This window comes from Paraburkholderia sp. JPY465 (assembly GCF_050436725.1).
GTDB classification, from domain to species: domain Bacteria; phylum Pseudomonadota; class Gammaproteobacteria; order Burkholderiales; family Burkholderiaceae; genus Paraburkholderia; species Paraburkholderia youngii.
In genome coordinates this window covers 3,102,260-3,115,742 of the sequence record NZ_JBNDMT010000003.1, presented here as the reverse complement: position 1 = coordinate 3,115,742, position 13,483 = coordinate 3,102,260, and the positions used below count along the sequence as shown (strand labels likewise).

Genomic DNA, 13,483 nt, shown 5'->3' with positions numbered 1-13,483 from the left:
TTACTCGGTGGCGGCGCGCGGCTTGCGCGGCGCGCGTTCGAACACGCGATCGTAGAGCCAGCGCGGCAGCGCGTGCAGCAACATCGCGGCCACGCGCATCTGCCACGGAAACACCGCGAACGAGGTCTGCCGTTCGACCGCCCGCGCGACCTTCGCCGCGAAGCGGTCGGCGTCCATCAGGAACGGCATGTTGTACGGATTGTGCTCGGTCATCGGCGTGCGGATATAGCCGGGCGCGATCGTCACGACACCGACGCCGAACGGCCGCATCTCGACGCGCAAAGCTTCGAGATACTTCAGCGCCGCCGATTTCGACGCGCTGTACGCGCCCGAGCCCGGCAAGCCGCGCACACCGGCGACGCTCGCAATGCCGACCAGCGTGCCGCGTTTCGTGTCGGCCATCGCGGCGGCGAACGGCTCGAACGTCGCGATCATCCCGAAGTAATTGATGTCCATCACCTCGCGAAACGTGCGTAGATCGCCGTGACCGGTCAGCGCGCCGCGGCTGATGCCGGCGTTGGCGATCACGACGTCGGGCAGGCCGTGCTCGCCGATGAAGCGCGCGGCCGCATCGGCGAGCGCTTCCGCGTCGCGCACGTCGAGCGCATAGATAGAGACAGTGTTCCGGGGATGGGACTGCTGGAACGCGGCGAGCGCGTCGCCGCGGCGGGCGACGAGGCCGAGAATCGCGCCGCGCCGTGCATATTCGCCGGCGAGCGCGAGGCCGATGCCGCTCGAAGCGCCGGTAATGAAAACCTTCAGTGGAGAGGTCATACCGGCGCCTCGTGATTACATCTTTTTGGCGCGGACTTGCGAGACGAGGTAGTCAAGCACCTGGATCGTGCCCGGCAGGGTGCCGGTCGCGGCCGGGCCAGTCAAATACTTGCCCTGCACGGCGAGCGTCGGCACGCCGTCGATCTTGAACCCGTCGAGCAGTTTCTTGTCCTTTTGCAGCGCGCTTTGCGTCGAGAACGAGTTGTACGCTTCCATGTACTTCTTCGGATCGACGCCGAACTTCGCCAGGAATTTGGTCTGGTCTTCCGGCGTCAGCAGATAGTTCTTGTTGACGTGGATTTCGTTGAAGACCTTCGGCGTCAGTTCGTTCGCGAGGCCGAGCGCGTCGAGCGCGTGGAACATCTTCGAGTGCGGGATGAAGTCGTCGCGGAAGGCGACCGGCACGCGGCGGAACACGACGTCCGGGGCCTGCTTCTTGACCCATGCTTCGAGGAACGGGTTGAATTCATTGCAGTGCGGGCAGCCGTACCAGAAGAATTCGATGACTTCGATCTTGCCGGCCGGCACGTCGGTAGGTTGCGGCGTGGCCAGCACGGTGTAGTCCTTGCCGGCGACCGGCGCGGTCGGCGACGCATGCGCGCTCGCCGCGATCAGGCCCAGCGAGAGAAACAGGATGCTCAGCAGTTTTTTCATGTCGTGTAGACCCAGATAAGGCGGTAGCGCGGCGACGCCATGCGAAAGGCCCGTCACCGCTGGTGGGATTCGGTGTGGTCGCCCGCCACAATACAGGTCGAAGCGGCCATCGTGCTTGTGACTCGCGCGTCGCGCCGATAGTTCGACGCGCCGCGCGAGCCGGCATTACCGTTTATTTATTGTTTGGTGAAGCGGATCACGGCGGTATCGACACCCGCGTCCGACAGACGCTGACGGCTCGAATTCATGTCCTCGAACTTCGAGAACGGCCCGATGCGCACGCGGTAGTACGTGACGCCGCCGGCATCGCGCTGCGTGACCTTCGATTCGAAGCCCTGGAACGCGAGGCGCGCGCGCTGCTGTTCGGCATCGGCGGCGGTCTTGTACGCGCCGACCTGCAGGAAGTAGCCGGTGTTCGCGTCGCCCGGTGCGGGTGCGGGGGCGGGCGCGGCAGCCGAGCCAGGCTTGACGTTGGCCAGGGTGGTCGTGCTCGGGCTCTTCGGCGCCGAGCCTGCCGCAGTGGCGGCCGGCGCGCTCGAGGTCTGCGGCTTCTTCGCCGGCGCGGGCGCGACGATGCCGCCGGTGCCGTTTTCCTGCGCGGGGCTCGGTGCGACCGCCGTGCCGTTGTTATTCGCATTGCCGCCCGACGGCGGCACTTCGACGATCTGCGGTTCTTCGAGCATGCCCGACTGGGTCTGCGCGTTGGTCTGACCCGGCGCGGTGTTCGGCGGCGCCGGTTGCGCGGCCTGCGGCACCGGCTGACCCGGCGTCTTGCCTTGCAGCGGACGGTTCGGGTCGTATTGCGCCTGGCTCGCGCCGTTGTCGGTCGGCGCCGGCGGCGCGACCTTCGACACGAACGGCGTAGGCGCACGGGTGATATACAGCGCCACCACCACCGCGATCGCCAGGCCGACGATCAGGCCCAGCACGATGCCGAGAAAAGTGCCCCCGGTTTGCTTCGATTGCTTTGTTGTGCGGCGTGGTTTTGCCATCGTACGAATCACCTGCAAAAAGAATCCAGGAACGGCCGCCGATTATAGCGACGGCCGCGCGCATATTACGCTGGAGGAGTTACATCTTGACGGGAGCGGAGACGCCGATCGTCGCGAGACCGTTGGCCAGCACCTGGCGCGTGGCCGCGAGCAGCGCGACGCGAGCGTTGCGTTCGGCCGCATCGTCGACCAGCACGCGCTCGGCACGATCATTGTAGAACGAGTGAAATTCGCCGGCGAGTTCTCGCAAGTAGAACGCGACCGCGTGCGGCGCGAGCTCGTCGGCGGCGTGCTGCAGCATGTCCGGGAATTCGGCGAGCTTGTTGAGCAGCGCCATTGCGCGCTCGCTCGTGAGTGGCGCGACATCTACGCTCGCGAGCGTGCTCTCGTCGAAGCCGTAGCGCGCGTTGCATTCGGCGATCACCGAGCAGATGCGCGCGTGCGCATACTGCACGTAGTGCACCGGATTCTCGTCGTTCTGCTTCAGCGCGAGGTCGATGTCGAACACGAACTCGGTGTCCGCCTTGCGCGAGATCAGGAAAAAGCGCACCGCATCGCGGCCGCGGCGGATGGTTTCCTCGTCGATCAGATCGACGGCCGCTTCCGAGCCCGGCGTCGCGCCGCCCGACCATTCGATCAGGTCGCGCACCGTCACGTAGCTGCCCGCGCGCTTGGAGATCTTCACCTCTTCGCCGTTGCGCATGACCGTGACCATCTTGTGCAGGATGTAGTCGGGGTAGCCCTTCGGAATGCCGATGCCGAGACCCTGCAGACCGGCGCGCACTCGCGCGATCGTGCCGTGGTGATCCGAGCCCTGCACGTTGATGACCTTGGTGAAGCCGCGCTCCCACTTCGCGACGTGATAGGCGACGTCCGGCACGAAGTACGTGTAGGTGCCGTCGGTCTTGCGCATCACGCGGTCCTTGTCGTCGCCGTCGTCGGTGGTGCGCAGCCACAGCGCGCCTTCCTGCTCGTAGGTCTTGCCCGCGGCGATCAGCGCGTCGACGGTTTTCTCGACCCGGCCTTCCGTGTAAAGCGACGATTCCAGATAGTACTGGTCGAACTTCACGCCGAACGCCTGCAGGTCCATGTCCTGCTCGCGACGCAGATACGTGACGGCGAAGCGGCGGATCGCCTCGAGGTCCTCGACGTCGCGCGCGCCGGTGACGGGCTCGCCGTCGCTCGCCTCGACCGTGACGCCGTTCAGATAGTCCTTCGCGATGTCGGCGATGTACTCGCCGTTGTAGGCCGACGCGGGCCAGCCTTCGTCGCCGGGGGCGAGGCCGCGTGCGCGTGCCTGAGTCGACAGCGCGAGCGTTTGGATCTGGACGCCGGCGTCGTTGTAGTAGAACTCGCGATGCACGTCCCAGCCCTGCGACTCGAGCACGTGCGCAAGCGCGTCGCCGAGCGCGGCCTGGCGGCCGTGGCCGACGTGCAACGGGCCGGTCGGGTTGGCCGACACGAACTCGATCAGCACGTGCTTGCCGGCGTCGCGCCGCGAGCGGCCGTACGCGTCCTTCTCGGCGAACACGGCGGCGATCGCGCCTTGCTTGGCCGCGGCCGTGAGGCGCAGGTTGATGAAGCCGGGACCCGCCACTTCGGCGGTCTCGATCAGGCCTTTGGCCTGCGGATTGACGAGCAGCGCATCGACGATCTGTTGCGCGAGCTGGCGCGGATTGGCGCGCAGCGGCTTGGCGAGCTGCATCGCGACGTTGCACGCGACGTCGCCGTGCGCGGCGACTTTCGGGCGCTCCAGCGCGATGGCGGGCGAGACGAAAGCGGCTTCGGTCGCGCCTTGCGTGGCGGTCGCGACCTGCTTCACCGTGTCGGCGAGCAGTGTTTCGAGTGTGTGTTTATGTGCGGGCAGCATGCTTGTTGCAAGTCCAGTGAGGCAATCCGGTAAGGCGGAAGAGGCGCCGGCCGCGGCCGGTGTCGCAAGCGTGAAGCGCGGCCGCGCTTTGCGGCGCTGATGGCTGCGCCGCTGGCAGAGCATCCCCGAGGCGATGCGACCACTCGCAACGCAAGCAGCGCAACGCGGTGGACTCCGCACGGCGGCTTGCCGTTACGCAGGCTCGCGCGGTATGCGGATTGCGGCCGATGATTCGACGCCCCCGGGTTGCCCGCGTGCGCGATGCTCGTCGAGCCGCGCCGTACGTGGCGCTGGGCGGCGTGCTTTTCCGTTCAGACGGATTTTAGCAGGTGCTAATATGTTCAATGAGTTGCCCGCGAGGGGTGTGGCCGCCGCGCCTTGCCGGCGCCACGTCAGGCGCGCGCAGTTGCCGCCCTTGGGACGCTCGTGCGCTCACCCGACATAACGAAAAAGGGAACAGTCATGCTGATTACTTTCAAGTGCCACGCCTGCCCGGACGTGATGATGCTGGAGAATCTGGCGCAGTATCTGGTCGGCATTGTCGGCAAACGCCTTGGGCAGCGGGGCGTCATTACTCACGACGAACTGGGCCCGGCCATCGAAAAACTCGAAGCGGCGATCACGTCCGACAAGCAGGAGCGCGCCGAGCACGAGGGTCATTTCCACGAGGGCGAGGACGGCCGCGATCGTCACGAGATTCCGCCCGGTCTCGCGCAGCGCGCGTATCCGTTCCTCGACATGCTGCGCGCGGCGCAGAAGGAAAACGCGGATATCGTTTGGGGGATCTGATTTCTGGCGGGTTCCGAGCGCCGCGGCCCGGACTCAGAAAGTCTTCATAAGCGCTCTGGTGGCGCACCAAAGAAAAGAGCCCGCTCGACGCGGGCTCTTTGTCATTCAGAAGGTTTTATCCGCCGTGCCGCTCATTGGCTCTCGGAGGCCGCCGACGCTGCCGCGCCCTTCTTCATCTTTTGCTTCTTCGCCTTTTTGACATGCGTCTCGGTGGGGGGCGAGTAGGAACTGACCGAGCTCGATCCGCCCGGCGCGGCGGGTTGCGCGAGCGCCACGGAAGCACCCGCGGCCAGTGAAACAGCGGTCAATAACAGCGTCAGCTTCTTCATACGATTTTCTCCGTTGACGGTTGCAATCTCGGTGAGCCGGCGCGTTGTGCTCGCGCCTGACGGGATGAAAGTCGACTCAGTCTACAAAGCCGAAATTGCCGTGGCGCCAAATATTCAGTCTTTCGGACTCGATATAGTCGCGCATGCGCGGCCCGGGCCGCACGGCCGGACCACGCGTCGTTTCACGCTCAAAGCAACGGCGCCAACGCGCGCTCGGCGTCCGCTTTCGAGAGCGACATCCGCTGTGCATAGTCGTCGAGCTGATCCGCGCCGATCTTGCCGACCGAGAAATAGGTGCTGTCCGGATGCGCGAGGTAGAAGCCCGACACGCTCGCCGCCGGCAGCATCGCCAGCGATTCGGTCACGCTCATGCCGATTTCGTTCGCCTGCAGCACCTCGAACATGTCTCGCTTGACGAGGTGATCGGGGCAGGCCGGGTAGCCCGGCGCCGGGCGGATGCCGCGGTATTTTTCGGCGATCAGTTCGTCGTTGGACAGGTTTTCGCTGTTCGCGTAGCCCCACAGGTCGCGCCGCACACGCGCGTGCATCGCTTCGGCGAACGCTTCGGCGAGCCGGTCCGCGAGCGCCTTCAGCATGATCGCGCTGTAGTCATCGAGATCCTTCTCGAACTGCTTCTCCTTGACGTCGACGCCAAGACCCGCCGTCACCGCGAACATGCCGATGTAGTCGGCGACGCCCGAGTCCTTCGGCGCGATGAAGTCGGCGAGCGACCGGTTCGGTCGCATCACCCCGTCGACCACCGGCCGCACGCTCTGTTGACGCAGATTGCGCCAGGTGAGCGCGACGTCGGTGCGCGATTCGTCCGTGTAGATTTCGATGTCGTCGTCGTTCACCGTGTTGGCCGGCAGCAGCGTGATCACGCCGTTGGCCTGCAGCCAGCGGCCCTGGATCAGACGCGCGAGCATCGACTTGCCGTCGGAGAACACGCGCCGCGCCGATTCGCCGACGATCTCGTCGTTGAGGATCGCCGGATACGGGCCGGCGAGATCCCACGTCTGGAAAAACGGACCCCAGTCGATATAGTTCGCGAGTTCGTTCAGATCGAAGTTCTTGAACACGCGCCGGCCGATGAACTTCGGCTTGACCGGCTGATAGCCCGCCCAGTCGATCTTCGTCTTATTGGCGCGCGCTTCGGCGAGCGTGACCATCGGCTGCGCTTTTTTGTTCGCGTGCTGATCGCGGATGCGGTTGTAATCGGCGTTCAATTCGTCGATGTACTTTGCTGCGCCCTCGTCGGACAGCAGGCTCGAGGCGACCGACACCGAGCGCGATGCGTCCGGCACGTAGACCACCGGACCATCGTACTGCGGCGCGATCTTCACCGCGGTGTGCACGCGCGAGGTCGTCGCGCCGCCGATCAGCAGCGGAATCTTCTTCACGCGGAAGTAGTCGTCGCGCTGCATTTCCGACGCGACGTAGGCCATCTCTTCGAGACTCGGCGTAATTAGGCCCGACAGCCCGACGATGTCCGCGCCCTCGACCTTCGCCTTAGCGAGGATCTCGTTGCACGGGACCATCACGCCCATGTTGACCACTTCGAAGTTGTTGCACTGGAGCACGACCGACACGATGTTCTTGCCGATGTCGTGCACATCGCCCTTGACGGTCGCGATGATGATCTTGCCCTTCGCGCGCACATCGCCGCCGGCCGCCGCGAGTTGGCGCTTTTCTTCCTCGATGAACGGGATCAGATGCGCGACCGCCTGCTTCATCACGCGCGCCGACTTCACGACCTGCGGCAGGAACATCTTGCCTTGGCCGAACAGGTCGCCGACGATGTTCATGCCGTCCATCAGCGGGCCTTCGATCACGTTGATCGGACGGCCGCCCTCGGCGGCGATCTTCGCGCGCACTTCCTCGGTGTCTTCGACGATGAACGTGGTGATGCCGCTCACGAGCGCGTGCGCGAGACGCTTTTCGACCGGCTGGTTGCGCCACTCGAGGTTCTCTTCCTTCTTCGCGGCGCCGCTCTTGAACTTGTCGGCGATTTCGAGCAGACGGTCGGTACCGTCTTCGCGGCGATTCAGCACGACGTCTTCGACGCGCTCGCGCAGTTCCGGATCGAGCTCGGCATACACGCCGAGCTGACCCGCGTTGACGATGCCCATGTCCATCCCCGCCTGGATCGCGTGATAGAGGAACACGGTGTGAATCGCCTCGCGCACCGGGTCGTTGCCGCGGAACGAGAACGACACGTTCGACACGCCGCCGCTCACCTTCGCGTACGGCAGGTTCTGCTTGATCCAGCGCGTCGCCTCGATGAAGTCGACTGCGTAGTTGTTGTGTTCCTCGATGCCGGTCGCGATCGCGAAGATGTTCGGATCGAAGATGATGTCTTCGGGCGGGAAGCCGACTTCGTTGACGAGGATCTCGTACGAGCGCCGGCAGATTTCCTTCTTGCGCGCGAACGTATCGGCCTGGCCCTGTTCGTCGAAGGCCATCACGACGCTGGCCGCGCCGTAGCGGCGAATCAGCTTCGCGTGGTGAACGAACTGCTCCTTGCCTTCCTTCAGCGAGATCGAATTGACGATCGCCTTGCCCTGCACGCACTTGAGCCCCGCCTCGATCACGTCCCACTTCGACGAGTCGATCATGATCGGCACGCGCGCGATGTCCGGCTCCGACGCGATCAGATTCATGAAGCGCACCATCGCCGCTTTCGAATCGAGCATCGCCTCGTCCATGTTGATGTCGATGACCTGCGCGCCGTTCTCGACCTGCTGGCGCGCGACGGCCAACGCCTCGTCGAACTGATTGTTCAGGATCATTCGCGCGAACGCTTTCGAGCCGGTCACGTTGGTGCGTTCGCCAACGTTGATGAAGAGCGTCCCGGACGTGACGTTGAACGGCTCGAGGCCGCTAAGGCGCATGGTGTGATCGGTCATGGCGTATGTGCGAGTCGGGTGCGTGCGTTAAGGGGCGTGCTGGGCTTCGGGGTGAAGTGCGTCAGTCCGGCTCAGGCCGCGTCGCGATACTGGCTCGGCCACTTGCGCGGCTTCAGCTCGGCGAGCGCCTTCGCGATCGCCGCGATGTGCTCGGGCGTCGTGCCGCAGCAGCCGCCAGCGATGTTCACGAGTCCCGCTTCGGCGAATTCCTTTAGCAGGCCCGAGGTATCGGCGGGCAATTCGTCGAAGCCGGTGTCGCTCATCGGGTTCGGCAGACCAGCGTTCGGATAGCACGACACGTAGGTGTCGCACAGCTTCGCGAGCTCGGCGATATACGGGCGCATCAGCGCCGCGCCGAGCGCGCAGTTCAGGCCGAACGTGAGCGGCTTCGCGTGACGCAGCGAATTCCAGAAGGCCTCGACGGTCTGGCCGGACAGAATGCGGCCCGAGGCATCGGTGACGGTGCCCGAGATCATGATCGGCAGACGCTCGCCGGTGTTTTCGAACAGTTCGTCGAGCGCGAACAGCGCGGCCTTCGCGTTCAGCGTGTCGAAGATCGTTTCGACGAGGAACAGGTCCGCGCCGCCGTCGAGCAGCGCTTTCGCCTGCTCGTAGTACGCGGCGTGCAGTTCGTCGAAGGTCACATTGCGGGCGCCCGGATCGTTGACGTCCGGCGAGATGCTGGCGGTTTTCGGCGTCGGGCCGATTGCGCCGGCGACGAAGCGCGGCTTGTCCGGGGTCGCGTATTTATCGCACGCGGCGCGCGCGAGCTTCGCCGATTCGATGTTCATCTCGACGGCGAGCGACTCCATGCCGTAGTCGGCCTGCGCGACCGTGGTCGCACCGAACGTGTTGGTCTCGATGATGTCCGCGCCTGCCGCCAGATATTGCTCGTGAATCTCCGAGATGATCTGCGGCTGGGTGATCGACAGCAGTTCGTTGTTGCCCTTGATGTCGCGCGCGTAGTCCTTGAAGCGTTCGCCGCGATAGCTGGCTTCGTCGAGCTTGTAGCGCTGGATCATCGTGCCCATCGCGCCGTCCAGGATCAGGATGCGCGAGTTCAGCAGCGCGGGCAGCGCTGCGCCGCGGGTATAGGCGGGCTCGGAACGGACTGGCGTGATGGATTGAGCAGGCTGGGTCATGGCGGACGAGGGCTTGCGCCGGCGTTGGCGGAAAGCCTGTCATTGTAGCCGCTGCCGCGCGGATGCGCCCGGCGAGCGGGAGACGGGTCTGAGGCGCGGCCGGCAAAATCGACCGATAGGAATGCGTCGCGCCAGCAATTCAGAACGCGCTAACAAACGAAGCAATAAAAAATAGCCCGGCAAGCCAAAGCCTGCCGGGCCGTTTTCGTTGCCGCCGACCGCAAGATGGAACCCGCCGCAAAAGCCGCGCGGTACGGTCGGTTGATGTCGCCTGAGCGCCAGCTGAACCCCTCCGGTCAATGCAGAACAACGGGTTGGTGCATCAAGCTGTCGAATTGACCGAGGAATTCGTCGACCTCGTCGAGCGTCGGCTCGCCTTCGATCAGCTTTTGCACATGCTCGCGAAAACGCGCCGCCATTGCACCGTCGATGTAGATTTCGCGCTGCATGTTCTTGTCGACAATCTCGTAGCCGCCCGACTTCATGGCCAGCTGACCTTCCTGCGGAGGAAACTCGACGACACAGTAGTTAGGGCTGTTATAGATCATTTGCATGGCGACACTCCTTATTTCCGTTGGGCTCCTGCCCTTTTCTGCAACATAGGTGGAGCGTGGGGGATGGAATTCAAGGGGTGGGTCCGGACGACGCAAGTAAAAAACTCCGGACCTGACGGTTAGACTCGCCGCTCCAGAAACGATTCAAGCAACGCGGCAAAACGGTGAGATTGCTCGACGGGCGCGAGATGCGCGGCATCCAGCAACTCGAAGCGGGCGCCCTCGATCGCCTCCGCTATTGCCTGCGTAGCAGCAGGGGGCGTGCCCGTATCGTGACGTCCGGCCACCGTCAGCGTAGGCACGCGGATCGCGCCGTGTTTGCCGCGCAGGTCGAAGTCGCGCAGCGCCTCGCACGCCATCGCGAAGCCTTCCGGCGGGGTGCGCGCAAATGCCTCACGGATCGGCTCGACCGCTTCGGGATGCCGGGCCTGAAAGTCGGGCGTGAGCCAACGCGCGATGGTCGACGGTAGCAGCGCCTCCATGCCGTCGCTGCGAGCGGTGTGGGCGCGCTGATTCCACAACTCGCGGTTTTCGGGCGGCGTGCCGCCGGTGCTGTCGGCGATCGTCAGCGTGTCGAGACGCGATGGATGGTCGAGCGCGAATTGCTGCGCGATCATGCCGCCGAGCGACAGGCCGACCAGGTGCGTCGTCGGCGCGCCGAGCGCATCGAGCAGTTGGGCGAGATCGTCGGCCAGATCGCGCATGCCGAACGGCTCGCGCGCGACCGCGCTGTGGCCGTGGCCGCGCACGTCGTAGCGCAGCACCGTGTAGTCGTCGCGGAAATAGCCGGCCATCTGATCCCAGATGGAAAGATCACCGCCCAGCTGATGGATGAACGTGAGCCACGGGCCGCCGCCTTCGTTGCTCAGCACATAGCGTGTGTCGATACCGTTGATGTTCACTTGCATGCAGACTCCTTTGAAGGAAACGCAGTGAAAAAGCGCGGTGGGTCGCCCCGTTCGCGCAAACGGAGGCTCCATTGACGTGCGAGTCAGTGTTGCAAAGTAAGTTTCGCCGATCTCGGGCGGTTCTGCTCGTGACACTGTGTCACGACCAGTGTCACGGTTTGATGATTGTTGGAGCGGTTGAATCGACCGGTGCTGCGGGGGCGGGCTCGGGCGTTACTGCCGATGCGTCGGCTGGCGACGGCGCTGGCGTTGCAGGGCTCTTGGCGGAGGTAGCGGCGGGCATGGCATCCTCCGCCGGCGCCCCATCGACATTCAGCTTGCCGCGCCACACCAGCTCGAACTGGGTACCGTTCGGCTCAGTCTGCAGAATGCGCGCAGGCAGCCAGCCGAGCGACGGCGCAAGCCACACGTCGATACGGCGCTGGTCGCCATCGTGCCGCGGCAGACGTTTGAAATGACGCGTCTGCAGATAGCCCTGCGCGGCGCGGATCGTTTCGTCGCCGATCGTCTCGATCGGCCAGTTCTCGCCGCTATCGGAATCGACGACGAAAAACTGTCGCGTCACGCCAGGCTTATAGGCGTCAGGATCGCCGCGCACGAGGCTCGCGAGCTGCATCACGACGCTGAAGCGGTCCTGCGCGCCGTCGGGCAACGGCAACGAGGCGGGCGTGCGCGTGAAGCCGATCTTCTTGTCGCTGCGATTGAAAATCGCGATGTCTTCCGCGCGACGGCCACGCTTTTCGCTGTACTGCGCCGGCGCGAGGCCAAACGCATCGATCCCGCCGTGGCTTGAAAACACGAACGGGCCGACGAACGGCAGCGGCACCGATACGACCATTTCGTAGCCTTGCCCATTGCTCGCCCAATGGATCGTGCCGGGCGCGTTGCGCACGCCGTTGTAGAACGTGTCGTAGTCGAGTTCGCCCGACGGCGGCACCGAAAACTTCAGGCCCTGCGACGCTTGCGGCGCGCTGGCCGCGCCAGCGGCGCTCGCGGCGGCGCCGCTGGCATTGGCATTGACCGGCGCATTCGCGCTCGCGGCGGCGGGCGGCGCGCTTGCCGCGACCTCCGATGCCGGCGTGGCCGCCGGCTCGGTCGGCTTGGCCGGCTGCAACGCGCTCAGCACATGCTGCTCGCGCGGCGCACGCGCCGCGGGCTTGCGTGTAGGCGCGGGCGGGTGCGGTGCCGGCGCGGCCGGTTTTGGCGCCGGTTGACGCTGGACCCTCTCGGGCGTCAGCAGCGCGACCTGCACCGGCACATGCTCGCGATTTGCCGGATTCAGATCCATTCGATTGCGCTCGAACCATTGCGCCGCGATCCAGTGCAAGACCGCCACGGCCACGAGCACCGCGATCCAGCGCCCCGCGCGCGCGCCGCGTCCCGGCCCGCTGCCCAAAGCGGGAAGGCGATCATGACGGCGGCTGGCGGAAGCAAAATCCATCGGCGCTTGAATCGGTGAGAGCTTGAAAGGTCTGGCGCGTATCAACCGTTGTCGCTACGCGGTGTCGCGCTATAGCCGAGTTCGTACGACAGCTTGCGCGCGCATTCGCGCAGCGCGGTATCGATTTCGCCACCCCAGCGGATATCGAACGCGCCTTCATGGCCGAGCGCGACGAGAGCGAGCGCGAGGTCGCCGGTCGAATCGAACACCGGCATCGAAAACGCGTGGATCGTCGGCAGCAGCATGCCTTCGACTCGCGCGGCCTCGTGCTCGCGCACTTCAGCGAGCACCTTGTCGACGTCTTCGCGGGTGCGCGGCGCGCCGCTATGCGACGAACGCCGCGAGTCGGCCAGCTCGCGCTCGATCATCGCGTCGGTCTTGCCGGATGGCAGGTAGGCGGCGAACAGCAGACCGGTCGCGGAACTGAGCAAGGGCATCACGTCGCCGAGTTTCAGCGATGCCTTGGCCGGATAGCTCGACTCCATCCAGTGCACCATCGTCGGCCCCTGATTACCCCACACCGCGATGCCGACCGTCTGATCGAGCCGGTCGCGCAACTCGGCGAGCGCGATGCGCGCGAGCTTCACGCCGTCGACCCGCGCGAGCCGCGCGAGCCCCAACTGCAACGCGAAGCCGCCGAGTTCGTAGCGGCCCGACAGCGGGTCCTGCGCGACCACGCCGAGACGCAGAAAGCTGACCAGATAGCGATGCGCCTTCGCCGGACTCATGCCCGCGCGCTGCGCGAGATCGCGCAGCATCATCGCGCGCGGCTCGCGGGTCAGCACGTCGAGCAGCCTGAACCCGACCTCGATCGACTGGATGCCTGAGCGCAGTTTTTCTTCGCCGGGTTCGCCGGCTTCGTCATCGGCGCCGGTTGCGTCGGTGGCATCGGCGGGTTCGAGCAGTTCGTCGGCGGACGCGGGGTCGGTGCGGGTGCGGATCGTGCCGGAGCGGGCGTTGGCGGACATGTGCAAAGGGCGCGGGCAGCGCGTTCGGTAATCGAAAAAGGCGCGTAACGGCGATGGTGGCAGTGACAACGACGACGAACACGCACATCTTGGGCCGCGCCGATTCACCATCGTAGAATAGATTCCTTCCATCGTCACTAACACACGGTTCACAGC

11 protein-coding genes and 1 pseudogene are annotated in these 13,483 nt (G+C 65.2%); 1 reads left to right on the top strand and 11 read right to left on the bottom strand.

Translation table 11 applies throughout. From position 1 onward, the window contains the following. The 4 genes from QFZ94_RS29010 to argS all read right to left on the bottom strand — a co-directional run bounded on the left by QFZ94_RS29010 (window position 1) and on the right by argS (window position 4,290). A complete protein-coding gene (locus QFZ94_RS29010; protein WP_429461104.1) occupies window positions 1-774 on the bottom strand; it encodes an SDR family oxidoreductase in 774 nt (257 codons plus the stop codon). 15 nt (window positions 775-789) lie between these two features. Further along, window positions 790-1,428, bottom strand: coding sequence for a thiol:disulfide interchange protein DsbA/DsbL (locus tag QFZ94_RS29005; RefSeq protein WP_176109704.1), 639 nt, complete (start codon window positions 1,426-1,428; stop codon window positions 790-792). A 176-nt stretch (window positions 1,429-1,604) separates the two neighbouring features. After that, the gene (locus tag QFZ94_RS29000) at window positions 1,605-2,420 is read right to left on the bottom strand and encodes an SPOR domain-containing protein (RefSeq protein ID WP_368583328.1); all 816 of its coding nucleotides are present in this window, start codon (window positions 2,418-2,420) and stop codon (window positions 1,605-1,607) included. Between the two features lie 79 nt (window positions 2,421-2,499). After that, window positions 2,500-4,290 (bottom strand): arginine--tRNA ligase, encoded by a 1,791-nt coding sequence (gene argS, locus QFZ94_RS28995; protein ID WP_410848230.1) that lies wholly within the window; start codon window positions 4,288-4,290, stop codon window positions 2,500-2,502. Window positions 4,291-4,752: 462 nt separating this feature from the next. Here argS and QFZ94_RS28990 point away from each other — a divergent pair, with 462 nt between their 5' ends. Continuing rightward, window positions 4,753-5,079: a DUF1840 domain-containing protein gene (locus QFZ94_RS28990; RefSeq protein ID WP_013088219.1), complete on the top strand. Its 327-nt coding sequence runs from the start codon at window positions 4,753-4,755 to the stop codon at window positions 5,077-5,079. Between the two features lie 131 nt (window positions 5,080-5,210). Here QFZ94_RS28990 and QFZ94_RS28985 read toward each other — a convergent pair whose 3' ends face one another. From QFZ94_RS28985 to QFZ94_RS28955, 7 genes and pseudogenes are all read right to left on the bottom strand, one after another. Then, entirely contained in the window at window positions 5,211-5,408 is a 198-nt protein-coding gene (locus QFZ94_RS28985; protein ID WP_368583330.1) for an acid-shock protein, read from the bottom strand. Window positions 5,409-5,596: 188 nt separating this feature from the next. Next, a pseudogene (metH, locus tag QFZ94_RS28980) lies at window positions 5,597-8,323 on the bottom strand (methionine synthase); the annotation flags it as partial. Window positions 8,324-8,385: 62 nt separating this feature from the next. Further along, the gene (locus tag QFZ94_RS28975; RefSeq protein ID WP_176383760.1) at window positions 8,386-9,456 is read right to left on the bottom strand and encodes a homocysteine S-methyltransferase family protein; all 1,071 of its coding nucleotides are present in this window, start codon (window positions 9,454-9,456) and stop codon (window positions 8,386-8,388) included. Between the two features lie 296 nt (window positions 9,457-9,752). Next, window positions 9,753-10,010, bottom strand: coding sequence for a BTH_I0359 family protein (locus QFZ94_RS28970; RefSeq protein WP_013088223.1), 258 nt, complete (start codon window positions 10,008-10,010; stop codon window positions 9,753-9,755). Window positions 10,011-10,129: 119 nt separating this feature from the next. Beyond that, window positions 10,130-10,918: an alpha/beta fold hydrolase gene (locus tag QFZ94_RS28965; RefSeq protein WP_429461101.1), complete on the bottom strand. Its 789-nt coding sequence runs from the start codon at window positions 10,916-10,918 to the stop codon at window positions 10,130-10,132. A gap of 151 nt (window positions 10,919-11,069) precedes the next feature. Continuing rightward, window positions 11,070-12,359 (bottom strand): DUF3108 domain-containing protein, encoded by a 1,290-nt coding sequence (locus tag QFZ94_RS28960; protein ID WP_429461099.1) that lies wholly within the window; start codon window positions 12,357-12,359, stop codon window positions 11,070-11,072. 41 nt (window positions 12,360-12,400) lie between these two features. Next, complete coding sequence (locus QFZ94_RS28955; protein WP_429461946.1) at window positions 12,401-13,465, bottom strand: IclR family transcriptional regulator; 1,065 nt, start codon at window positions 13,463-13,465, stop codon at window positions 12,401-12,403. Between the last annotated feature and the right edge of the window lie 18 nt (window positions 13,466-13,483).

Excerpts from the sequence above, each read along its gene's own strand:
- QFZ94_RS28960 (WP_429461099.1), bottom strand. The coding sequence starts at position 12,359 with ATGGATTTTGCTTCCGCCAGCCGCCGTCATGATCGCCTTCCCGCTTTG.
- QFZ94_RS28970 (WP_013088223.1), bottom strand. The coding sequence starts at position 10,010 with ATGCAAATGATCTATAACAGCCCTAACTACTGTGTCGTCGAGTTTCCT.
- QFZ94_RS28990 (WP_013088219.1), top strand. The coding sequence starts at position 4,753 with ATGCTGATTACTTTCAAGTGCCACGCCTGCCCGGACGTGATGATGCTG.
- QFZ94_RS29000 (WP_368583328.1), bottom strand. The coding sequence starts at position 2,420 with ATGGCAAAACCACGCCGCACAACAAAGCAATCGAAGCAAACCGGGGGC.
- QFZ94_RS28965 (WP_429461101.1), bottom strand. The coding sequence starts at position 10,918 with ATGCAAGTGAACATCAACGGTATCGACACACGCTATGTGCTGAGCAAC.
- QFZ94_RS28985 (WP_368583330.1), bottom strand. The coding sequence starts at position 5,408 with ATGAAGAAGCTGACGCTGTTATTGACCGCTGTTTCACTGGCCGCGGGT.
- QFZ94_RS29010 (WP_429461104.1), bottom strand. The coding sequence starts at position 774 with ATGACCTCTCCACTGAAGGTTTTCATTACCGGCGCTTCGAGCGGCATC.
- QFZ94_RS28975 (WP_176383760.1), bottom strand. The coding sequence starts at position 9,456 with ATGACCCAGCCTGCTCAATCCATCACGCCAGTCCGTTCCGAGCCCGCC.
- argS (WP_410848230.1), bottom strand. The coding sequence starts at position 4,290 with ATGCTGCCCGCACATAAACACACACTCGAAACACTGCTCGCCGACACG.
- QFZ94_RS29005 (WP_176109704.1), bottom strand. The coding sequence starts at position 1,428 with ATGAAAAAACTGCTGAGCATCCTGTTTCTCTCGCTGGGCCTGATCGCG.